We start from the raw sequence: 21,409 nt of genomic DNA on the forward strand, positions 1-21,409 counted from the left end.
TTGCAAGACGTGCGATATCAAGGACCCGACGCAGAACATCGTGTGGGTCACGCCTGAAGGTGGCGGCGGGCCGAACTATCCGAACATGTGATTGACGCTTCACTTGCCTTCGCAGCGCCTGCTTCTGAATGCTCGCTCTGTGAAGGCAAAAAACTCAACTCCGCCCCACCGCTTCAATCCGCTCCCGCACCTTCGCCACGACCGGCGCCCAGTCGCCGACGCGCGGCTGTCGAACCAGCTCAACCGAGTCGTACCACGCCGTCTCCGGCGATCCATCGCCCCAGAACCAGGCGGAGACGTGATCGATCATCAAACAGGTCGGCACGCCGAGTGCCCCCGCCAGATGCGCGGGTCCGCTGTCGATCGTCACCACCAGATCCAGATTCGTCAGCAACGCCGCGACATCGTCGAAGCCGGACTGAAAATGATGCGTCAGATCGACGACGTCGAGACCCTTGGCACGCCACTGCGCGACCGTCTCTGCGCGCCCTGGCGACACAGCAAAATAGCTCACGCCGGGTACGTTCAACAGCGGTTCGATTTGCTCGACGGGCACCGAACGCCGCATGTCGCGGATATGGTCCGGATTGCCATTCCACACCAGACCGACTTTGCGATTGCCTCGCCTGGCGGCCGTGTGCGCTTCGACTCGCTCACGCCATGTCTGCTCAAGCGCTGGATCAGCGTTTAAGTACGGCGCGCCCCAACTTGTTGCGTCGAAAATGCCGAGCCGCAGCGGCAGGCTCATCAGCCCGCAATGAAAATCCGGCTGCGTTTCCAGACTCGTTTCGAGCGGCAAATCGGAGGGCAGCATCCGTTCGAATAAATGCCGCAAAGGTCCGTCGTGGCCGAAAATCACCCGACCGCCCTCGCGCCGCGCCCGCTCGGCCAGTAGCGGCAGAAAGCGCACCGCCCAGAGGCAATCGCCATTGCCTTGTTCGCCGTAGACCACCAGCGTTTTGCCGGCAAGCGATTCACCCTGCCAATGCGCGCTGATCGCCGCGAGCGCCTGCTGCGCGTTGTTCAGTTCGCCCGCCGCAAACGCATTGCGTGACTCGTAATGCGCCCAGCCCTCGGCAAAACGTCCGCTGCGAATCTCGAGTTCCGACAGATCGAACGATGCATGGGCGTTATCCGGCGACAGCGTCAGTACTTGCCTCAGCAATGCCTCGGCCTCGGCGAACCGCGCCTGCTCCTTGATGCACAACGCCAGCTTGTGAAGCGCCACCGGATTGCCGGGCACGACGCGCACGGCTTCGCGCAACAGAGCCTCGGCGGTGGCGAAGTCGTCGCGCTGTTGGACGGCCGCTGCGCGCCAGATCAGCGCGTTGGCATCTTCAGCGTTGCGCGAGAGCAGCAGGCCGGTAGCGGAGTCAACCAGCGCCCAGTCGCGCAGCACGAAGGCCGTTTGCGCAATCGTATGCAGCAGCGTGGGTTCGCAGGAAGGATCGAGTTGATAGGCGCGCACCAGTGCAGCAAGTGCCTCGCGCTGGCTCGCCTTGTCGCGGCCGGCGTGTTGCAGCAGCGCGTGACCAAACGCCAGGCACTCGCCGGCAGCGGCATCGGGCGAGGCGGCACGCGCACGCAGGCCCGCGAGGTGGCTCGCTGACGGCCCGGAATCGAGATCGGTCATGGAGACGGCACTGCCCACGCAGAACGGGTACAGAGGCGCTTGAAGCAGGCCCGTTAAGGCGCGCTCGCCGCGATCTTCGGCGTGCTGACGGCCACGTCGCCGCATTGCGCGCGATGGCGCAGCGCATGGTCGATCAGCACCAGCGCGAGCATGGATTCAGCGATCGGTGTGGCGCGAATGCCTACGCACGGGTCATGCCGTCCGAACGTTTCGACGATGACCGGTTCCCCCGCCTTGTCGATCGAGCGGCGCGGTGTGCGAATGCTCGAAGTCGGCTTGATCGCGATCGACACCGTCACGTCCTGTCCGGTTGAAATACCGCCGAGCACACCACCCGCGTGATTGCCGACGAAACCCTCCGGCGTCAATTCGTCGCCATGCACCGAACCACGTTGCGCGACACTGGCAAAGCCCGCGCCGATCTCGACGCCCTTCACCGCGTTGATGCCCATCATGGCGTGCGCGATGTCCGCGTCGAGGCGGTCGAACAGCGGCTCGCCGAGGCCGACCGGCACGCCGGACGCCACGACGTTGATGCGCGCGCCGATCGAGTCGCCTTCCTTGCGCAGCGCGTCCATATACGCTTCGAGTTGCGGCACGATCTCCGCGTTGGGCGCGAAGAACGGATTCTCGCGCACGTGCACCCAGTCGACGAACGGCACGTCGATCTCGCCGAGCGCGGCCATATAGCCGCGAATCTCAGTGCCGAACTTCTCGCGCAGCCACTTCTTGGCGACCGCGCCCGCGGCCACCGTCGGCGCCGTGAGACGAGCCGACGAGCGGCCGCCGCCGCGATAGTCGCGGATGCCGTATTTCTGCCAATAGGTGTAGTCGGCGTGACCAGGGCGGAACGTGTCGGCGATATTGCCGTAGTCCTTGCTGCGCTGGTCCGTGTTGCGGATCATGAGCGCGATCGGCGCGCCGGTGGTCTGGCCTTCGAACACGCCCGACAGGATCTCGACCTTGTCTTCTTCCTGGCGCTGCGTGACGTGACGCGACGTGCCGGGCTTGCGGCGGTCGAGTTCGAACTGGATGTCGGCTTCGTTGAGCGCCATGCCCGGCGGGCAGCCGTCGATCACGCAGCCGATAGCGGGGCCGTGCGATTCGCCGAAGGTCGTGACAGTGAAAAGCGTACCGAGCGTGTTGCCGGACATGGGCGTCGTCCAAAGAAATGCGGGGAAAGTACTATTATGCCAGCCTCGAGGCGTCTGGACCGCGCCGCGCGGTCGTTTTGGCCGATCGGCCAGGGTGTGCATGCGCGTCCGCTTCCCGCCGGATCACCCAGTTTGTCAGGACGCACGCTGCGCCGTGTAGGAATGTTCGCATCGCCGACTGCCTAGGTCACCCAGGCAGCGGGCGCGCAAAACATCGCAAGTCAGGAATTTCTGCGCCGATATTGCGCGCCGCCTGCCTGAGCAACCGGCGCTCGGGCGGCGCGGGCATTCCACCACCTTGCGCCTGCCCCCCGTCTGCGGGCATCTTTTCGTTTTCCGTGATGCCGCTGCCGGGCTTCAGCGCTGCGGTGGCGCTACTTCCGCGCCCCGCGCAACTCGATGACGATCTGTTGCAGCTTCTCCGGCGTCGCCAACGCCGGCTCGATCGGCTCCCCTACCGCCAGCGTGAGACGGCTCATGACGCCCTTCTGGATCGGCCGCGGCCAGCGCGCGTCGCCCGCTCGCGAAAACACACTGCCCCACAGGCCGCGCAGCGCCATGGGAATGACCGGCGCGGGCGTGCGCCGGATGATCTCGGTCACGCCATGACGGAACGGGTTCATCTCGCCGGTTCGGGTGAGCTTGCCCTCCGGAAAGATGCAGACCAGTTCTCCCTCGGCAAGCGCTCGCGCGCAGCGCTCATAGGCGCGCGTCAGCATCTGCGCATCCTGATGCGCCGGCGCGATCGGAATCGCCTTCGCGTGACGGAACACCCAGCCGGCGAACGGCGTCTTGAAGATCTGGTGGTCCATCACGAAACGAATCGGCCGCGGGCTCTCGGCCATGATGACGATCGCGTCCACGAAGCTCACGTGGTTGCACACCAGCACGGCCGCGCCCTCTTCCGGAATCCGCTCGGCATGCACGAGGCGAATCCGGTAAAACGTGTGTACCAGCACCCACGCGACGAAGCGCAGCAGAAACTCCGGCACCAGCGAGTAGATGTAAGTCGCCACCACGATATTGAGCAGCGCGGTGACGAGGAAAATCACCGGAATGCTGAAGCCCGCCGAAGTCAGGGCGACGGCCATCAGCGACGAGACGATCATGAACAGCGAGTTCAGAATATTGTTCGCCGCGATGATGCGTGCACGGTGGCTCGGCTGGCTGCGGCTCTGGATCAGCGCATAGAGCGGCACGCTGTAGAAGCCGCCGAACATGGCGAGCAGGAACAGATCGGCCAACACGCGCCAGTGGGCGGGCCGAACAATAAACTCGCCGACGCTCAGCAGATGTCCCGCGAGCGGCAGCGCGTGGCTCGCGAAAAACAGATCGATCGCGAACACGCTCATGCCGATCGAGCCGAGCGGCACGAGGCCGATTTCGATGCGCCGCTTCGAGAGCTTTTCGCACATCAGCGAGCCGAGGCCGATGCCGATCGAGAAGGTGCCGAGCAGGACGGTCACGACGTCCGGATCGGCGGACAGTACATTCTTCGCGAAGCTGAAGAACGACGACAGGAAGATCGCGCCGACGAACCACAGCCAGGAAATGCCGAGCAGACTCAGAAACACGGTGCGGTTTTCGTGCGCCAGCTTCAGGTTGCGCCACGTCTCGCTGACCGGATTCCAGTTGATCCGCAAATCCGCCTGCGGCGCCGGCGTCACAGGAACGAAGCTCGACACCACGCGCCCCACGACCGCGATCGCGACGCACGCGCAGGCGAGCACCACCGCGCCGTGTTCGACGAAACCCGCGCCCGCGCCGCCGACGATCGTGCCGATCAGAATCGCCACAAAGGTGCCCATTTCGACCATGCCGTTGCCGCCGACTAGCTCCGCCTTCGACAGATGCTGCGGCAGGTACGAGTATTTGACCGGCCCGAATACGGTGGAATGCACGCCCATCAAAAACGTGCACAGGTACAGAAGCGGCGCGCTATGCAACCAGAAACCCGCACCGCCGATCAGCATCACGACGATTTCGAAGCTCTTGACGAAGCGCGTGAGCATCGCCTTGTCGTATTTGTCGGCGATCTGGCCGGAGGTGGCCGACAGCAGCACGAACGGCAGAATGAAGATGGCCGAGATCAGGAACGCCGCCGTTTTCGGATCGACTCCGGAAAAGCGCGCCGCCTGATACGTGACGAGCGACGTGAAGCCGATCTTGAACACGTTGTCGTTCATCGCACCAAGGAACTGCGTCCAGAAAAACGGCGCGAAGCGACGCTGGCCGAGCAGCCGGAACTGGGATTCGTGCCCCTCGTGTTGACGGGCGGCGCGGCGGGCAGCAGGTAACGGACGATCGCTCATGAAGTTCCGTGAACAGGCTAAAAGAACGACAAAGAAGAAAGCGCTACGCGCGGTATCGCGCGTGGGCGAGTCACCGGACGGCACGCGGCGCTGAACTGCGAACCGATCACGCGAGCTTGCACCGGCCTCGGCATCAAGCCACCCAAAGGATCGGATAAAAGGCAGGACATGAGGTCAAACCCGGCGCCGGACACAAAAAAGCGCACGCTTTCGCGCGCGCCTTGACTGCCTCTTCGCGCTCACAGCAACGGCTAGCGCGTCGCAGTGAATCGCGGCGCATTAACGCGCCGGCTGCTGATCCTGCTGTTCTTCCGGCCAGTCGCGGATATAGGCCTTGAGCATGCGGTTTTCGAAACCCTGCTCTTCGACCACCGCCTTGGCGACGTCGTAGAACGAGATCACACCCATCAGCGTGCGGCTTTCCATCACCGGGAGATAACGCACGTGATGCTCGAGCATCATGCGGCGGACTTCGTTGACATCCGTTTCCGGCGTGCAAGTGAGCGGATGGTCGTCCATGACCTTGCGGATCGTGGAAGTGCCGACGCTGCCGCCGTTCTCGCTCAGCGTCAGAATGATTTCGCGGAATGTGAGCATGCCGACGAGATCGCCGTATTCCATCACCACCAGCGAGCCGATGTCGTGCTCGGCCATGGCATTGACTGCGTCGTGCAGCGTGGTGTCCGGCGTGACCGTGAATAGGGTGTTGCCTTTGACTTTGAGGATGTCGCTGACTCGCATGATCTGTCTCCCGTAATGCCCGCTAAGCATGGTAATGCATCGATGTTTTTCGATCCTAGCGGAAAGGCCCATAAAAGGAAAGCGGCCCGCCCACCAAGGCGCAGCGGGCGTTCGCAGGTTCGAACCCGTGTTTCTGAGCGTACGCGCATCGGGAAAACCGCGCTTGAAGCGCCGCATGCCGGTGATAGGATGGCCGCCACTTTCACCTTTCGCGAGGCCGTCCGTGGCCCCGCCGCCCAGGATGTCCGCCAACCGTTTCGACACGCTTGCGCTGCACGCCGGTGCTGCTCCCGACCCGACGACCGGCGCGCGCGCCACGCCGATTTACCAGACTACCTCGTTTTCGTTCCGAGACTCGGACCACGCCGCGGCGCTCTTCAATATGGAGCGCGCCGGTCACGTGTACTCGCGCATCTCGAACCCGACCGTGGCCGTGTTCGAGGAGCGGGTCGCCGCACTGGAAAACGGCGCGGGCGCGATCGGCACGGCGAGCGGCCAGGCGGCCTTGCATCTGGCCATTGCCACGCTGATGGGCGCGGGCTCGCATATCGTCGCCTCCAGCGCACTCTACGGCGGCTCGCACAATCTGCTGCACTACACGTTGCGGCGCTTCGGTATCGAGACGACCTTCGTCAAGCCCGGCGACCTCGACGCGTGGCGCGCCGCGCTGCGCCCGAACACACGGCTGCTGTTCGGCGAGACGCTCGGCAATCCGGGCCTCGACGTGCTCGATATCGCCGCCGTGGCGCAGATCGCGCATGAGCACCGCGTGCCGCTGCTGGTCGACTCGACCTTCACCACGCCTTACCTGCTCAAACCGTTCGAACACGGCGCGGACTTCGTCTATCACTCGGCCACCAAATTCCTCGGCGGTCACGGCACGACGATCGGCGGCGTGCTGGTGGACGGCGGCACGTTCGACTTCGAAGCCTCCGCCCGCTTCCCCGAATTCACCGAGCCTTACGACGGCTTTCACGGCATGGTGTTCAGCGAGGAAAGCACCGTCGCGCCATTCCTCCTGCGAGCACGCCGCGAAGGCCTGCGCGACTTCGGCGCATGCCTGCATCCGCAGGCCGCGTGGCAACTGCTGCAAGGCATCGAGACGCTGCCTTTGCGGATGGAACGGCACGTTGCCAATACGCGCCGCGTGGTCGAATTCCTCGCGGCTCACGCGGCGGTCGAATCCGTCGCCTACCCGGAATTGCCGACGCACCCGGACCACGCGCTCGCCAGGCGCCTGCTGCCGCGCGGCGCCGGCGCGGTGTTCAGCTTCAATCTGCGCGGCGACCGCGCCGCCGGACGCAGCTTCATCGAAGCGCTCTCGCTGTTCTCGCATCTCGCGAACGTCGGCGATGCGCGCTCGCTGGTGATCCATCCCGCATCGACCACGCACTTTCGCATGGATGCCGCCGCGCTCGCCGCAGCCGGTATCGCCGAAGGCACGATCCGCCTCTCGATCGGCCTCGAAGATCCCGACGATCTGATCGACGACCTCAAGCGCGCGCTAAAGGCCGCGCAGAAAGCGAGCGGTTCAAGCGCGCCGCGCAGCGGCGCATCCGGCTCGACCGCCCAACCCCGCCCGGAGTCCCCATGATCCTCACCGTCCAAGGCAAACCCGCCTACGCCTACACCGGCGGCAAAGCGTTCGATGCGAGCCTGCCGACTGCCGTCTTCATCCACGGCGCCGAACATGATCACAGCGTGTGGGCGCTGCAAACCCGCTACTTCGCGCATCACGGCTTTAGCGTGCTGGCCGTGGACCTTCCCGGCCACTGCCGCAGCGCGGGCCCGGCGCTGACCACAGTGCCGGCCATGGCCGACTGGCTGGCCGCGCTGCTCGACGCCACCGGCGTGCAACGGGCATTCGTGGCCGGCCACAGCATGGGCTCGCTGATCGCGCTCGACTTCGCCGGCCGCTATCCGGAGCGGGCAACCCACCTCGCCCTGCTTGCAACAGCGATACCGATGGCTGTCTCCGACGCATTGCTCGACGCCGCCTTGCACCGCGAGCCCGAAGCGATTGCCATGGTCAACGAGTGGTCGCATTCGACCTTCGCAGCCAAACCCTCCTGCCCCGGCCCCGGCTTCTGGCTGCACGGCATGAACCAGCGCTTGATGGAGCGTGTCTCGGCAAGCGGCGAACCGAACCTGTTCCACACCGACTTCGCCGCCTGCAACAGCTACGCGGACGGCCTCGCCCGCGCTGCGCAGGTGCGCTGCGCCGCACGCCTGATCGTCGGCCGGCGCGATGCGATGACGCCGCCGCGCGCCGCCAAAGCGCTTGCGGGCGCCCTGGCGCAAGCCGGTGTACCGGTCGACACGGTCACGCTCGACGCCGGCCACGCGCTCATGACCGAGCAACCGGACGCCACGCTCGACGCCCTCTTCAGCTTCGCTTCCAAAGCACCTCGCGAGGTTCGATAGACATTGCGAGCCACCACGATAACCGCGCGAGAGGCGGCGCGCCATCGGCCGAATGGCCAGGTTGCGCGCGTCGCCCGATAGCCGCACAATGGATCAAGCCTGTCCTGTTTCGAGCGCGTGTGTCTGGCATGTTTGCACGAGCTGAAGCATCGAGAAGCGTCGCAATCCGGAGGCCGTGATGGCTCAAACCGCGCACACCGATCACTTCGCGAGTTTCGCGGAGTTCTATCCGTACTACCTGAGCGAGCATCGCAACACGGTCTCGCGGCGGCTGCATTTCGTGGGATCGCTCGGCGTCATCGGCTGTCTCGCCATGGCGCTCGCCACCGGCGACTGGCTGTGGCTGCCCGCTGCCGTGATCTGCGGATACGGCTTTGCCTGGGTCGGACATTTCTTCTTCGAGAAGAACCGGCCGGCTACCTTCCGGCATCCGCTTTACAGCCTGATGGGCGACTGGGTGATGTTCAAGGACATCTGCGTCGGGAAGATTTCGTTGTAGCGATGCGGTAGTTTCAGCGCCGACCAGTACGCACTCCGCGCGACTCAAGCCGCCTGATGCGGCATGGAAGGTGTGCCGGATTCGCTCTGCTCGGCACGCGCCGCGCGAGCGGCCGCGCGCGCCGCCAGCAACGCGGCGAGTGTGACTTTCAGCTTGTCGTTTTCGAGCGCCGCCAGCAACATCTGGCCATCCACGCGGGTGGACGCCAGTTGGAGCTGATACTCGAGCTCCGCCCGGTCAATCACGAACAGCGCGAACAGGCGCTCGACCGTGATTTGCGCCGGATTCGCCAGCAGCAGGAAATGCGGACGCATGCCGTCCTCCTGCAAGCGCGCGATCCACTCGATCTCCTCGAGCTTTTGCAGCAGGTTGATCGTGGTGTCCATATCGCGACGAAGCATCCGCGAAAGTTCGGGCACGGTGTAGCCGCGCTTGCCTGCTTCGCGCGCTTCCGAGAGCCGCGCGAGCAGTTCGAGCGAGTCGAACAGATTGCTGCCCTCGAAGACGGGCCGGTGAAACTGGCCGATGCGAATGGCCGGCAACGCGGACGCGATCATCGCGCCCGCGAGCGTGATGAACCAGCACAGGTACATCCACACCAGGAACAGCGGCACGGCAGCGAATGCGCCGTACACCGCCGTGTAGGTCGGAATGCGCCGCACGTAATAGCCGAAGCCGCGCTTCGCGAGTTCGAAAGCGATCGCCGCGGTCACGCCGCCAATCACCGCGTCACGCCATTCCACCCGGCAATTCGGCAAGTAGACGTAGAGAATCGTAAAGGCGAGCGCCGTGAGCGGCAGCGCGGCGCCGGTGAGCGCCCACTCGATGACCGGCGTCATGCGTTGCGCCGCCGTGAAGGTCATGGATTGCGTGAACAGGTACGACGATATCGACAGGCTCACGCCGATCAGAATCGGCCCGAGCGTGATGATCGCCCAATACACCAGAATGCGCTGCGCGATCGGCCGCGCCTTGCGTACGCGCCAGATCACGTTGAAGGCGGACTCGACCGTCATCATCGTCATCACGGCGGTGACGAACAGAAAAATCATACCGATGGTCGTGAGCCCCTTCGCCTTCGAAGCAAACTGGTTCAGATAATTGAAAATCTGACTGTTGAGCTGCGCGGGCATCAGATGGTCGGCCAGAAAAATCTGCAGCGACATCTGGAACGAAGCAAAGATCGGAAACGCGGTGAACAAGGCGAACGCGACCGTGGCGAGCGGCACGAGCGAGAGCATGGTGGTGAACGTGAGGCTGCCGGCCACCTGCGGAATGCGGTCTTCGCTGCTGCGCTGCGCGGCAAATTGCGCGAGCCGTTTGAGCGTGTCGAGATCGAAACGCACCCTGGACAACAAACCCCACCTCCTTGCTTCATGTACCGGTGTTTCAGGACCGCGCGCGCGACCTGGCCGAACGGCTATGGGTGGCCTGTGGAGCGGACCCAGCCCCTATAATACCCGTTCACCGATGAGGCCTATGAAAGACATTCTCGTGCTCTATTACAGCCGTCACGGCGCCACGCGCGAGCTCGCGCTGGCGATCGCGCACGGCGTCGACAGCGTCCCCGGCATGCAGGCGCGCGTGCGTACCGTGCCGGCGGTGTCCACCGTCTGCGAAGCGACCCAGCCCGATATTCCCGCCGAAGGCCCGCCCTACGTCGAACTGCGCGACCTGGAGGAATGCGCCGGTCTGGCGCTCGGCTCGCCTACCCGCTTCGGCAACATGGCCGCGTCGCTCAAATACTTCCTCGACGGCACCACGCCGCAGTGGCTTTCCGGCGCGCTCTCCGGCAAGCCCGCTTGCGTGTTCACGTCCACCGGCAGTTTGCACGGCGGCCAGGAATCGACGCTGCTTTCCATGATGCTGCCGCTTCTGCATCACGGCATGCTGATCGTCGGCATTCCGTACACCGAGAGCGCGCTGAGCACCACGCAAACCGGCGGCACACCTTACGGCGCGTCGCATTTCGCGCGTGCGGGGAGCGCCGAACATGGCATCTCGGCGGACGAGAAGACGCTCGCCATCGCGCTCGGTGCACGCGTCGCGCGCACGGCGGCATCCATGAGTGATAGGCCGTGAACGAGCCGCACGCCCAACCAGCCAGCGCGTCGAACGCCGACACCGCAACGCAGGCGCCCACGCCCCCAACCGCGCTGCCCGTGCCGCGAAATCGCGCTGCCGCGCTCGGCGCCACCACTGCCCTGGTTGCGCTGATCGCCCTCTCCGTCGCGTGGGAATGGTGGCTCGCGCCGCTGCGTCCTGGCGGTTCGGCGCTCGTGCTCAAGGCTGTACCGCTGCTGCTCGCGTTACCGGGCGTCTGGCGGCGCCGGGTCTATACGCTGCAATGGGCGTCGATGCTGATCTTGCTGTATTTTGCCGAAGGCATTGTGCGCGGCTGGAGCGACCGCGGGCTGAGCGCCGGTCTCGGCTGGCTGGAAGCCGTGCTCTCCGTGGTCTTTTTCGTCTGCACGCTGGCCTACGTCGCGCCGTTCAAACGCGCGGCGAAGCGGGCTGCAAAACAGGCCGCCAACCAGCCCGCAAAGCAGCCCAACACCACCGGCTGACGAAAAGGCTCCGCCTCACCTGACATTTCCGCCCGAATACGCTGACCGACCACCATGACCCAAACCGCTTTCCTCACCGCCTGCCGCGACGCCATCGGCGGCGCGCAGGTGCTGACCGATCCGCACGACACCGCCCCGTACCTGACCGACTGGCGGCGCCGTTACACCGGCGCGGCGTGCGCGGTGCTCTGCCCGGCCACGCCTGACGAAGTCGCGGCGCTCATGAAGCTCGCCGTCGAGCATCGCATCGCGCTGGTTCCGCAAGGCGGCAACACGGGTCTCGCCGGCGGCGCCACGCCGGATGTAAGCGGCGCGCAGGCGGTCATCAGCTTGCGGCGTCTGAACCGGGTGCGCGACATCGATCCGCACAACAATACGATCACGGTCGAAGCCGGCGTCATCCTCGCCGAAGTGCAGAAGCACGCCGCCGAGGCCGGCCGCCTGTTCCCCTTGAGCCTCGCCGCCGAAGGCAGCTGCACGATCGGCGGCAATCTCGCCACCAATGCGGGCGGCACCGGCGTGCTCCGCTACGGCAACGCGCGCGAATTGTGTCTCGGCCTCGAAGTGGTCACGCCGCAAGGCGAACTGTGGGACGGCCTGCGCGGACTGCGTAAGGACAATACCGGCTACGATCTGCGCGACCTGTTCATCGGCGCGGAAGGCACGCTCGGCATCATCACCGCCGCCGTGCTCAAGTTGCATCCGCAACCGGCTGCGCGCGTCACGGCGCTCGCCGCGCTCGCTTCGCCGTATGCCGCGCTCGACTTTTTGTCGCTCACGCAACGCATCGCCGGGCCGCTCCTGACCGGTTTCGAATTGATGTCGGATTTCTGCCTGCGCCTCGTCGGCCGGCATTTCGAGCAGATGCGCTATCCGTTCGCCGAGCCGCACGCGCAAGTCGTGCTGCTCGAACTGTCGGACAGCGAAAGCGAGGAACACGCGCGTGGGCTGTTCGAGCGTCTGATGGAAACGGCGCTCGAAGACGGTCTGGTGCAAGACGCGGTGGTCGCGGAAAATCTCAGCCAGTCGCGCGCGTTCTGGAATCTGCGCGAACACATTCCGCTCGCCCAGGCCGAGGAAGGCCTGAACATCAAGCACGATATCGCGGTGCCGATCTCGCGCATCGGCCACTTCATCGAGGAAACCGATGCGGCGATCGCGCAGGCCGTGCCCGGCGCGCGCATGGTGACATTCGGCCATCTCGGCGACGGCAATCTGCACTACAACGTGCAGGCGCCCGAGGGCGGCGACGCGAAAGCGTTCCTCGCGCAATACCAGAGCCCGATCAACCAGATCGTCTACGACAGCGTGCACCGGCATCGCGGCAGCATCAGCGCGGAACACGGGCTCGGCCAGTTGAAGATCGACGAGGCGATGCACTACAAGCAGGACGTCGAAGTGCAATTGATGCGCGCCGTCAAACGCGCGCTCGATCCGCTGAATCTGATGAATCCGGGCAAGGTGCTACGCTAGAGTCTGATGCTCCGCGTTCCCTTGCGGAGCCCCGTACAGGAGTCGTGGTCGTGAAGATTCGAGTGCTGTCCGATCTGCATCTGGAGAACGATGAACCCGAGCTGATCCCGCATGCGCAGGCGGATCTGATCGTGTTGGCCGGCGACATTCACAATCACGCGGCCGGACCGCGCTGGGCGGCGCAGACTTTCGACGGCGCCGTGCCGGTGGTGTACGTGCCCGGCAATCACGAGTACTACGACGGCGAGTTCAGCGCGCTTGACGCCGCGCTCTACGACGCGGCCGCGCAGGTCGATAACGTGCACGTGCTGAACAACGCCGCGCTGGTCGACCCGCAAGGCCGGTGGCGCGTGCTCGGCACGACCTTGTGGACCGACTTCGCGTTATACGGAAACGACCCGGACCGGCTCGCCGAATCGATCGAGGCGTCGCGCAAGGTGATGCTCGATTTCCGCGGGCTGATCCAGATGAACTGGCCGCACGACACCCACGACGCAACACGCGATTTCACGCCCGACGATTCGCTTGCGCTGCACCGGCAAGCTCGCGCCTGGCTCGAAGGCGAACTCGCCAGGCCGTTCGGCGGCAAGACGATCGTCGTCACGCATCACGCGCCGCATCGGCTGAGTCTGGCCGAGCGTTATGCGCAAGACCTCGTGTCGGCGGGCTTCGTCAATCACTTGCCGGACCTCGTGGGCCCGCCTGTCGCGCTGTGGATTCATGGGCACACGCATACGCCGTTCGACTACAACGTGAACGGCACGCGCGTGGTCTGCAATCCGCGCGGCTATCTCGACCGGCGCACCGGTCTGCTGGAAAATCCGCTCTTTGCGTGGGATAAGGTCGTCGAGATTTAGCGGGCACCTGAGGTGGCTTGGGTCGGCTTCGGCTTGGGTCGGCTTCGGCTTGAGTCGGTTGGCTTGGGTTGGCTCGGGGCGCTCGCCCGGGTTGTCCGCCTTGGGGCCGATCTGGGTAGCGGGCCCGCACGGCAGGCACTACGCTATCGAGGTTGTCGAACCGCGGTCATCCAACCGCGGTCGTCGAAACCCAGGCCGGTCGTCTCCGGAGGTCGCTCATGTGTGGTCGAATCAGCCAGTACCGCGATCCGCATCTCTACACGGAGCACCTCGGCCTCGCCGATCCGCTCATGCTCTTCGATGCCGCCGACCGCCGTCCCGGCTACAACCTCGCGCCCGGCACCCACCCGCTCGCCGTCTACCCGGATCAGACGGTGCACGCGATCCACTGGGGTTATTGCCCGGACTGGGCACGCGAACAGCATCTGCCGCAGACGATCAACGCGCGTGCCTACGCTGCGCCGAACGGGCGGTACTTCAAGGAACTGTGGAAAACCGGACGGGTATTGGTGCCGGCGGACGGCTGGTTTGAGTGGCGCACGGAAACCGCACCCGTGGCCGCCATCGCGGAAAGTAAAGACAGACTGGACGAAGCGCCGAGCCGCCGGCCCTACTTCGTGCATCTGAAGAGCGACTTGCCCATGTATCTCGCGGCGCTCTCGAGCGTGCGCGGCACGGAACCGCAGACGGAAGGCATGGGAATGGTGATCGTGACGGCCATCGCCGACGCGGGCCTGATCGACGTGCACGACCGCCGTCCGCTGGCATTTGCGCCCGATGCGGCGCGCCGCTGGCTGGACCCGAAGCTCCCGCTCGACGAACTCGAGCAGTTGACGCGCAGCGCGGGCTTGGCCGCCGGGCGCTTTCGCTGGCATCGGGTGAGCCACGAAGTGGACCGCACGCTCAACGACGAGCCAGGTCTGATTGCAGCAGTGAACTGAATTTGAGCGACGGACGTGAGCGCGGAATATGGTCAATCGCGACGCGGCGGGACGGAAGCGCCCGATCGCTGCACTGAACTGAATGTAAGTGCTGGACGTGAGACCGGAACGTGAGTTAACCGCGACGCAGCAGGACGGAAACCCCGATCGCTGCGCTGAACTGAATGTATGCGCCAGACGTGAGCCCGGGACGTAGGTCGACCGCGACCGCCCGAAGAACACAAAACAGGCTGCCCGCTAAAGTGGCGCCACGCCAATCCTCAACGGTCGCGCCGCTGACCCTGCAAACCCGAACGCTCGACCTTGACCGGCACCAGTTGCGGCTGCTGTTCGCGCAGGCGGCGGAGCAAATCGCGCGATGCGGCGATCCCGATCAAGCCAAACATGACGGCCACGCCGATCATCAGATGCGTATCCATGAATCCCTCGTCCTTCTGTCGTTGCGATTTGTAGCGATTTGCCGAACGGCGGCGAACTGGGCGCGTCCGGTGCAATACCGCAGCGCATGAACGACACGTTAGCAAATCGACCGCGCGGCAGAAGTAAGGAAATGTTGCGACGCGGCAGTTATGTAACAGGCACTCGCGCTATCTCCCGGCGGACCATCGGCAATCCTCGAAACGCCCGCGCGGCGAGGCTTCAGGTGCGCGCGAACTCGCGCAGTTCCTCCTGATCGGCAGCTAGCGTGGCGGGCAGTTCGTCGCGCAGGAACTCGACCCACGTGCGGATTTTGGCGTCCAGATACTGTCGGGACGGGTACAACGCGTACAGATTCATTTCCTGCGACGTGTATTCCGGCAACAGCCAAACGAGTTCGCCCTTTCGCAAACCGCTGATCGCCGAGTAGATCGGAATCAGCCCGACGCCCATGCCGCTCGACACCGCCACCGCCATGGCTTCGGCCACATTCACCTGAAAGGTGGTCGCGCCGAGCGCGATGGTTTCCTCGCCGTTCGGACCGTCGAAGGTCCATTTATCGGTCGGGAACACCGGCGTGACCATTTGCAGACACGCATGGCGCGCGAGGTCAGCCGGCGTTTGCGGCACGCCGTGCCGCTCCAGATACGCAGGCGACGCGCACGCAATGCTGAACGCGCTGCCGAGCCGTTGCGACACCAGCCCCGAATCCGGCAGACCGGTGGCGAGCGTGAGCGACACGTCGAAGCCTTCGTCGAGCAGATCGGGCATGCGCTGCGCGAGCGTCAGTTCGATATGCACGTCCGGGTAGCGGTCCTGATAGCGGCCGACGGCCGGAACCACATAGTGCTGGCCAAAGCTCGTCATGGCGTGGACCTTCAGCTTGCCGGACGGCCGGGCGTGGGCGTCGCTCGCCTCGGCTTCGGCCTGATCCACGTACGCGAGGATCTGCTCGCAGCGCTGCAAGTAGCGCTCGCCGGCTTCGGTCAGCGCGATGCGGCGCGTGGTGCGGTTCAGGAGGCGCGTGCGCAGATGCGCTTCCAGATCGGACACCGCGCGCGACGCGTAGGCCGTGGTTGTATTCAGATGCTGCGCGGCGCCCGTGAAGCTGCCGGCTTCAACGACGCGGACAAATACGCGCATGTTTTGAAGCGTATCCATAACTTTCCCATGTGATCGGAAGCGATTGTTACACGATTCGCAAAGGCGATTGTCTCATATCCCGTAAAAATGCCTTGCATCTTTACCGGTTATTCCCCAATCAATCGAAAAATATAATGACGCACATGCTTCTATAATCAATTTTGGAGGAAATCGTGCAGTCTCCGGTACGCAAAGGGATCGCCGCAGCCGCGGTTCTTACGATCCTATTAACAATCGCCGGCTGTGCAAGTACCGGAGGCGTCGCGCCGCAAGCAAGCGGAATCGAACCGGCTTCGCTCGACGCCGGCAACGCGATCCGCGCCGCCAATGCGGACGCCCAATGGCCGGCCGTCGACTGGTGGCGCGCCTATAACGATCCGCAGCTGAATCAATGGATCGAAGACGCCCAGGCTGGCAATCCGAGCCTCGCGGCCGCCCAGGCGCGCGTGCGCGAAGCCATGTCGATGGCGGGTGTCGCCCGCTCGGCTTTGTCGCCGCAAGTCAACGGCAGCCTGTCGATCCAGCGCCAGAAGTGGGCCGACAATCTCTACTACGGCCCGGGACCGCTCGCGGGCGAGCAATCGTGGAACAACACCGGCACGCTCGGTCTGTCGTATCACCTCGATATCTGGGGCAAGGATAAGAACGCCGCGGAGCGCGCGCTCGACGCCGCCCACGCGAGCGCGGCGGATGCGCGCGCCGCCCAGCTCGAACTGGAAGGCAACGTGGTGCGCACGTACATCGAGATGTCGATGAACTACGCGCTGCTCGACATCGCCAAGGCCACCTTGCAGCAACAGCAGCAGATCGTGGATCTGGCCAACCGGCGTCTGAAAGGCGGCATTGGCACGCAACTCGAAGTGAGCCAGGCCGAAACGCCGCTGCCGGAATACGAACGCCAGATCGACGAAATCGAAGAAAAGATCGCGCTCGGCCGCAATCAGCTGGCCGCGCTGGCCGGTAAGGGTCCGGCCGCGGGCGATTCGATCCAGCGCCCGACGCTTTCGCTGAACGCGCCGGCCGGCCTGCCGAGCGCCTTGCCGGCGGACCTGATCGGCCATCGGCCGGACGTGGTCGCGGCGCGCTGGACGGTCGCGGCGCAAGCGCGTGGCATCGATGTCGCCAAGGCGGACTTCTATCCGGACATCAACCTGCTGGCGTCGATCGGCGGCTATGCGGCGATGGGGCCGCTGTTCCAGTTTCTGAAGAATCCGTCGCATAGCTGGAGCGCGGGTCCGGCGCTGTCGCTGCCGATCCTCGATGGTGGACGGCTGCGTTCGCAACTCGGCGCGGCGTCGGCGGGCTATGACGAAGCCGTCGATAGCTATAACCAGTCGATTGTCGGCGCGCTCAAGGACATCTCCGATCAGGTGATCCGCATCCGCTCGCTCGCCACCCAGGCCGAGGACGCCGACCGTTCGGTCGCGGCCGCTCGCAAGAACTACGAGCTTTCGCGCGAAGGTTACCGGCGCGGCCTGACCGACTATCTGAACGTGCTGATCGCGCAAAACCAGTTGCTGCGCGCGCAGGAAGGCGTCGCGAAGATTCAGGCCGAACGGCTGGGCGCGCATGCGTCGCTGGTCACGGCGTTGGGTGGTGGGCTCGACGATCCGGCCAATGGTCCGCAGGCGAATGAGACGCTGCCGGCACATGGCAAGGGCAAGGCGGCAGCGGCGGGCTCGAACGCTGGAGCCGTGCCCGCGAATGCGTCGGCAAAAGCCGAGTCGGCTGGCCGCTTGGAGAAAGCCGCACCGGCCACCGCTGACACAGACCGCGCGCGGAACGCCGGGCCGAGCGCCGTGAAACCGTCGCCCGCTGCTGCCAGCGGTGCGAACGCTAGCGGAATGAGCGCAGTAACGGCCACTTCGGTCCCGTCCGCCGCTGCCCTGCCGGCCAAGTCAGGAAGCTGACCATGCCCGCAGCCCCTACTTCCGCCTCGCGCCCGGCGTCGTTCGCCGCGTTATACGCGGCCGCCGCCGACTGGGCGCGCAACGACGGCCTCACCTGGATCTACCTCTTCAAAGCGCTCGCCGCCTGCTTCCTCGCGCTCGGCGTCGCGATGAAGCTCGACCTGCCGCAGCCGCGGACCGCGATGACCACCGTGTTCATCGTGATGCAGCCGCAAAGCGGCATGGTGTTCGCGAAGAGCTTCTACCGGATCTGCGGCACGCTGGTCGGTCTCGTCGTGATGCTCGCGTTGATCGGCCTGTTCGCGCAGCAACCGGAACTGTTCATCGCCACGACCGCAATCTGGGTCGGCATCTGCACCGCGGGCGCCGCGCGCAACCGCAACTTCCGCTCGTACGGTTTCGTGCTAGCCGGCTACACCGCCGCGCTGATCGGCATTCCCGCCTCGCAACATCCGGACGGCGCGTTTCTGAGCGCGCTCACGCGGGTGGCCGAAGTGGTGGTCGGCATCGTCTGCGCGGGCGCGGTGAGCGGCCTCGTGTTTCCGCAGTTCGCCGGCTTGCAGATGCGCGGCACCGTGCGCGCGCGTTTCTCGGCGTTCGTCGAGTATGTGTCGGCGTCGCTCGCCGGCCGTAACGACCGTGCGCAGATCGAAGCGACCAATGCGCGCTTTGTCGCCGACATCGTCGGCTTCGAAGCGGCGCGCAGCGTGGCCGTGTTCGAAGGTCCCGATTCGCGCATGCGCGGCGGACGTCTCGCGCGTCTGAACAGCGAGTTCATGACCGCGTCGACGCGCTTTCACGCGCTGCATCAGTTGATGAACCGCTTGCGCAACACGAACACGAGCGGCGCGGCGACCGCGATCGACGCGCTCGAACCGTATTTCAAGGAAATCGCCCCGCTGCTCGCCAAATCCGGCGAGCCGGTGCTGAGCGCCGCCGACGCCGCGCACGCCGCTGCGCAACTCGAAGCCTACAAAGCCGAGTTGCCCAAACGCGTGCGCGCGACACGTGCCGAACTGGAAGCGCATCCCGAGGCACCGCTGCTCGACTTCGACACCGGTGCCGAACTGCTGTACCGCTTCATCGACGATCTGCATGCCTATGCGGCCACATACGCGTCGCTTGCCGTCGATACGCACGAGCGCGAGCGCTGGATCGAACGTTACGAACCGAAGACGAACGCGATCGCGGCGGGCGTCGCGGGCGTACGCGCCGCCATCGTGATGATGGCGCTCGGCGCGTTCTGGATCGCGACCGCGTGGCCGAGCGGTTCGACCTTGACGCTGAATGCCGCGGCCATTTGCGCGCTGGCGTCGTCGTCGCCGAATCCGAAGCGCACCGCGTTCCAGATGGCCGGCGGCACGCTGGTCGCCACGGTGATGGGGATGATCGCGGTGTATGGCGTGTTTCCGCGCATCGACGGCTTCCCGCTGCTGTGTGCCGCGCTCACGCCGTTCCTGCTGCTCGGCGTGTTCATGACGACACGGCCCGCACTGGCCGGCTACGGCGTCGGCTACTGCATTTTCTTCTGTTTCCTGGCCGGCCCGGACAACGTGATTCATTACGACCCGAGCGCCTTCATGAACGACGCGATGGCGCTCGTGCTGTCGATGCTGGTGTCGTCGATCGCGTTCGCGGTGTTGCTGCCGCCGTCGACGCCGTGGCTGCGCAATCGCCTGCTGGTGGATCTGCGCCGTCAGGTGGTGCTGGCGAGTCGCGCGGGCATGCGCCGGGTGCGTTCGCGCTTCGAGAGCGGCGCGCGCGATCTGATGTTCCAGATCAACGCGCTCGCGCAGAACGAGCCCGAGCTCAAACGCGACACGCTGCGCTGGCTCTTCTCGGTGCTCGAAGTCGGCAACGCGATGATCGACTTGCGCCGCGAAGTCGCGGCGCTGCCCGCCGACGCCCGCTATGCGAAGTCGATGCCGTGGCGCGTCGCGTTGCGTGCGATGCGCGATGCGCTGGCCGCGCTATTCGAGCGGCCGCGTGAGGACCGCTTCGATCGCGCGCTTGCCGCGACCACCGATGCCATCGCCGCCGTTCAGCAAATGCTGGCCACTTTCACGCCGCCGCGTGAAGAGCGGCATCGGCTGCAACGCATTTTGAGTCAACTGCATTTCATTCGTACCGCGCTGCTCGATCCGCAATCGCCGCTTGAACCGCTGATGAGCGGACGTGCCGACGCGTCAGAAGGAGTTCGTCATGCCACGTGATATTGCCGTTTTCGACGCCTACGTGCCGGCCATCGTGCTGCTGTTCATCGCCGGCGCCGCGCTTACCTGGGTGCTGGACCGCGTGATCGCCTATACGGGCGTGTATCGCGTGGTGTGGCATCCGTCCTTGTTCCGGGCCAGCTTGCTCGTGTGTGTGTGCGGCGTGCTGGGTCTCGCCGTTTATCGTTGATCAGAGTCGAAACATGACCATCCGAAATGTTGTGGGCTTCGTCGCGACAGCCGTTATTTTTATCGTCGCGATTTTGATTGGACGCGTGTTGTGGGTTCATTACATGGATGAACCTTGGACGCGCGATGGGCGCGTGCGCGCCGAGATCGTGAATGTCGCGCCGGATGTTTCAGGCGCGGTTGTGGATCTGCCTGTGAAGGACAATCAACTGGTGAAGAAGGGCGATTTGTTGATGCAGATCGATCCGTCGCACTATGAGATTGCGGTTGAGCAGGCGCAGGCTGCGGTGGCCGCGCGAAAGGCTGAGTTGCAGATGAAGCGCGATGATGCGCAGCGGCGGGCGGATATGGATGCTTTGGTCGTGTCTAAAGAGAGTCGGGAGAATGCGACTCATACGGCTTCGGCTGCGGAGGCTTCTTATCAGCAGGCTTTGGCTGCTCTGGATGCGGCTAAGTTGAATCTTTCGCGGACGCGGGTGGTGTCGCCGGTTGATGGGTATGTCACTAATCTCAGCGTGTTTCGTGGGGATTATGCGACTGCGGGCGCCGCTAAGCTCGCTATTGTCGATAGTCACTCGTTTTGGGTTTATGGGTATTTTGAGGAGACTAAGCTTCCTCATGTGCGCGTCGGGGATAAGGCCGAAGTTCGGTTGATGAGTGGGGGGACCTTGCAGGGGCATGTCGAGAGTATTTCTCGGGGTATTTATGATCGGGATAATCCTGAGAGTCGTGAGCTGCTCGCTGATGTGAATCCTACTTTTAATTGGGTTAGGTTGGCTCAGCGTGTGCCGGTGCGGGTTAGGATTGATTCGGTGCCCGAAGATGTTGTGCTTGCTGCTGGGATTACTTGTACTGTTGTTGTTATGCCTGCGGTCGGTAAGGCTGGCTGATTTTTTTCTGTGCTCCTTGTGGTGTTGGCCTTTCCTTGAATTCTTT

At 64.6% G+C, this 21,409-nt stretch carries 20 protein-coding genes; 13 read left to right on the top strand and 7 right to left on the bottom strand.

Going from position 1 to position 21,409, the window contains the following annotated elements; all coding sequences use genetic code 11:
* Positions 1-91, top strand: a 91-nt coding sequence (locus PQR42_RS44160) for a 4Fe-4S dicluster domain-containing protein (RefSeq protein WP_143031905.1), incomplete at its 5' end; no start/stop codon positions are given.
* Positions 92-154: 63 nt separating this feature from the next.
* Here the strand turns inward: PQR42_RS44160 and PQR42_RS44165 are convergent.
* The 4 genes from PQR42_RS44165 to PQR42_RS44180 all read right to left on the bottom strand — a co-directional run bounded on the left by PQR42_RS44165 (position 155) and on the right by PQR42_RS44180 (position 5,840).
* Entirely contained in the window at positions 155-1,633 is a 1,479-nt protein-coding gene (locus tag PQR42_RS44165; protein WP_408389796.1) for a tetratricopeptide repeat-containing glycosyltransferase family protein, read from the bottom strand.
* A gap of 53 nt (positions 1,634-1,686) precedes the next feature.
* Positions 1,687-2,787: a chorismate synthase gene (gene aroC, locus PQR42_RS44170; RefSeq protein WP_408389794.1), complete on the bottom strand. Its 1,101-nt coding sequence runs from the start codon at positions 2,785-2,787 to the stop codon at positions 1,687-1,689.
* 374 nt (positions 2,788-3,161) lie between these two features.
* Positions 3,162-5,099 carry an MFS transporter gene (locus PQR42_RS44175; RefSeq protein ID WP_408389792.1) on the bottom strand — a complete coding sequence of 646 codons (1,938 nt, stop codon included), beginning with the start codon at positions 5,097-5,099 and terminating at the stop codon, positions 3,162-3,164.
* A 279-nt stretch (positions 5,100-5,378) separates the two neighbouring features.
* Positions 5,379-5,840 carry a CBS domain-containing protein gene (locus tag PQR42_RS44180; protein WP_132373686.1) on the bottom strand — a complete coding sequence of 154 codons (462 nt, stop codon included), beginning with the start codon at positions 5,838-5,840 and terminating at the stop codon, positions 5,379-5,381.
* Positions 5,841-6,081: 241 nt separating this feature from the next.
* On the opposite strand from PQR42_RS44180, the gene PQR42_RS44185 reads away from it, so the two are divergent.
* The 3 genes from PQR42_RS44185 (at position 6,082) to PQR42_RS44195 (ending at position 8,763) form a co-directional block, all read left to right on the top strand.
* Positions 6,082-7,434: an O-acetylhomoserine aminocarboxypropyltransferase gene (locus PQR42_RS44185; RefSeq protein ID WP_408389790.1), complete on the top strand. Its 1,353-nt coding sequence runs from the start codon at positions 6,082-6,084 to the stop codon at positions 7,432-7,434.
* Positions 7,431-8,264, top strand: coding sequence for an alpha/beta fold hydrolase (locus PQR42_RS44190; protein WP_408389788.1), 834 nt, complete (start codon positions 7,431-7,433; stop codon positions 8,262-8,264). Before PQR42_RS44185 ends, PQR42_RS44190 begins: the two co-directional genes overlap by 4 nt.
* 178 nt (positions 8,265-8,442) lie before the next feature.
* Entirely contained in the window at positions 8,443-8,763 is a 321-nt protein-coding gene (locus PQR42_RS44195; RefSeq protein ID WP_012433756.1) for an Mpo1-like protein, read from the top strand.
* A gap of 44 nt (positions 8,764-8,807) precedes the next feature.
* Here the strand turns inward: PQR42_RS44195 and PQR42_RS44200 are convergent, their stop codons facing one another.
* Entirely contained in the window at positions 8,808-10,121 is a 1,314-nt protein-coding gene (locus PQR42_RS44200; protein ID WP_408206600.1) for a YihY family inner membrane protein, read from the bottom strand.
* A 121-nt stretch (positions 10,122-10,242) separates the two neighbouring features.
* Here PQR42_RS44200 and wrbA point away from each other — a divergent pair, with 121 nt between their 5' ends.
* The 5 genes from wrbA (at position 10,243) to PQR42_RS44225 (ending at position 14,601) form a co-directional block, all read left to right on the top strand.
* Positions 10,243-10,845, top strand: coding sequence for an NAD(P)H:quinone oxidoreductase (gene wrbA, locus PQR42_RS44205; protein WP_408389786.1), 603 nt, complete (start codon positions 10,243-10,245; stop codon positions 10,843-10,845).
* The gene (locus PQR42_RS44210; protein WP_408206603.1) at positions 10,842-11,330 is read left to right on the top strand and encodes a DUF2069 domain-containing protein; all 489 of its coding nucleotides are present in this window, start codon (positions 10,842-10,844) and stop codon (positions 11,328-11,330) included. The genes wrbA and PQR42_RS44210 overlap by 4 nt, the downstream gene beginning before the upstream one ends.
* 54 nt (positions 11,331-11,384) lie before the next feature.
* Positions 11,385-12,803, top strand: coding sequence for an FAD-binding oxidoreductase (locus PQR42_RS44215; protein ID WP_408206605.1), 1,419 nt, complete (start codon positions 11,385-11,387; stop codon positions 12,801-12,803).
* 50 nt (positions 12,804-12,853) lie between these two features.
* The gene (locus PQR42_RS44220; RefSeq protein ID WP_408206607.1) at positions 12,854-13,660 is read left to right on the top strand and encodes a metallophosphoesterase; all 807 of its coding nucleotides are present in this window, start codon (positions 12,854-12,856) and stop codon (positions 13,658-13,660) included.
* A gap of 218 nt (positions 13,661-13,878) precedes the next feature.
* Positions 13,879-14,601: an SOS response-associated peptidase gene (locus PQR42_RS44225; RefSeq protein WP_408389783.1), complete on the top strand. Its 723-nt coding sequence runs from the start codon at positions 13,879-13,881 to the stop codon at positions 14,599-14,601.
* A 260-nt stretch (positions 14,602-14,861) separates the two neighbouring features.
* Here the strand turns inward: PQR42_RS44225 and PQR42_RS44230 are convergent, their stop codons facing one another.
* Together PQR42_RS44230 and PQR42_RS44235 are read right to left on the bottom strand one after the other, a co-directional pair.
* Positions 14,862-15,020 carry a hypothetical protein gene (locus PQR42_RS44230; protein WP_408389781.1) on the bottom strand — a complete coding sequence of 53 codons (159 nt, stop codon included), beginning with the start codon at positions 15,018-15,020 and terminating at the stop codon, positions 14,862-14,864.
* Positions 15,021-15,240: 220 nt separating this feature from the next.
* Positions 15,241-16,179, bottom strand: a complete 939-nt coding sequence (locus PQR42_RS44235; RefSeq protein WP_408206613.1) for a LysR family transcriptional regulator — start codon at positions 16,177-16,179, stop codon at positions 15,241-15,243.
* Between the two features lie 155 nt (positions 16,180-16,334).
* Between PQR42_RS44235 and PQR42_RS44240 the strand changes: the two genes are divergently transcribed.
* Genes PQR42_RS44240 through PQR42_RS44255 form a run of 4 tightly spaced genes read left to right on the top strand, consistent with a single transcriptional unit; the run spans position 16,335 to position 21,363 of the window.
* Positions 16,335-18,071, top strand: coding sequence for an efflux transporter outer membrane subunit (locus tag PQR42_RS44240; RefSeq protein ID WP_408389779.1), 1,737 nt, complete (start codon positions 16,335-16,337; stop codon positions 18,069-18,071).
* 2 nt (positions 18,072-18,073) lie between these two features.
* Entirely contained in the window at positions 18,074-20,284 is a 2,211-nt protein-coding gene (locus PQR42_RS44245) for an FUSC family protein (RefSeq protein ID WP_408389777.1), read from the top strand.
* Positions 20,274-20,474, top strand: coding sequence for a DUF1656 domain-containing protein (locus tag PQR42_RS44250; RefSeq protein WP_012433767.1), 201 nt, complete (start codon positions 20,274-20,276; stop codon positions 20,472-20,474). Before PQR42_RS44245 ends, PQR42_RS44250 begins: the two co-directional genes overlap by 11 nt.
* Before the next feature lie 13 nt (positions 20,475-20,487).
* A complete protein-coding gene (locus tag PQR42_RS44255) occupies positions 20,488-21,363 on the top strand; it encodes an efflux RND transporter periplasmic adaptor subunit (protein WP_408389775.1) in 876 nt (291 codons plus the stop codon).
* Positions 21,364-21,409: the final 46 nt, after the last annotated feature.

Source organism: Paraburkholderia sediminicola, assembly GCF_046027355.1.
In the GTDB taxonomy this organism is placed as follows: Bacteria; Pseudomonadota; Gammaproteobacteria; order Burkholderiales; family Burkholderiaceae; genus Paraburkholderia; species Paraburkholderia sediminicola_B.

What these genes read in the sequence shown, in the direction of transcription:
- PQR42_RS44165 (WP_408389796.1), bottom strand. Translation starts at nt 1,633, where the DNA reads ATGACCGATCTCGATTCCGGGCCGTCAGCGAGCCACCTCGCGGGCCTG.
- aroC (WP_408389794.1), bottom strand. Translation starts at nt 2,787, where the DNA reads ATGTCCGGCAACACGCTCGGTACGCTTTTCACTGTCACGACCTTCGGC.
- PQR42_RS44175 (WP_408389792.1), bottom strand. Translation starts at nt 5,099, where the DNA reads ATGAGCGATCGTCCGTTACCTGCTGCCCGCCGCGCCGCCCGTCAACAC.
- PQR42_RS44180 (WP_132373686.1), bottom strand. Translation starts at nt 5,840, where the DNA reads ATGCGAGTCAGCGACATCCTCAAAGTCAAAGGCAACACCCTATTCACG.
- PQR42_RS44185 (WP_408389790.1), top strand. Translation starts at nt 6,082, where the DNA reads ATGTCCGCCAACCGTTTCGACACGCTTGCGCTGCACGCCGGTGCTGCT.
- PQR42_RS44190 (WP_408389788.1), top strand. Translation starts at nt 7,431, where the DNA reads ATGATCCTCACCGTCCAAGGCAAACCCGCCTACGCCTACACCGGCGGC.
- PQR42_RS44195 (WP_012433756.1), top strand. Translation starts at nt 8,443, where the DNA reads ATGGCTCAAACCGCGCACACCGATCACTTCGCGAGTTTCGCGGAGTTC.
- wrbA (WP_408389786.1), top strand. Translation starts at nt 10,243, where the DNA reads ATGAAAGACATTCTCGTGCTCTATTACAGCCGTCACGGCGCCACGCGC.
- PQR42_RS44215 (WP_408206605.1), top strand. Translation starts at nt 11,385, where the DNA reads ATGACCCAAACCGCTTTCCTCACCGCCTGCCGCGACGCCATCGGCGGC.
- PQR42_RS44225 (WP_408389783.1), top strand. Translation starts at nt 13,879, where the DNA reads ATGTGTGGTCGAATCAGCCAGTACCGCGATCCGCATCTCTACACGGAG.
- PQR42_RS44230 (WP_408389781.1), bottom strand. Translation starts at nt 15,020, where the DNA reads ATGGATACGCATCTGATGATCGGCGTGGCCGTCATGTTTGGCTTGATC.
- PQR42_RS44235 (WP_408206613.1), bottom strand. Translation starts at nt 16,179, where the DNA reads ATGGATACGCTTCAAAACATGCGCGTATTTGTCCGCGTCGTTGAAGCC.
- PQR42_RS44245 (WP_408389777.1), top strand. Translation starts at nt 18,074, where the DNA reads ATGCCCGCAGCCCCTACTTCCGCCTCGCGCCCGGCGTCGTTCGCCGCG.
- PQR42_RS44250 (WP_012433767.1), top strand. Translation starts at nt 20,274, where the DNA reads ATGCCACGTGATATTGCCGTTTTCGACGCCTACGTGCCGGCCATCGTG.
- PQR42_RS44255 (WP_408389775.1), top strand. Translation starts at nt 20,488, where the DNA reads ATGACCATCCGAAATGTTGTGGGCTTCGTCGCGACAGCCGTTATTTTT.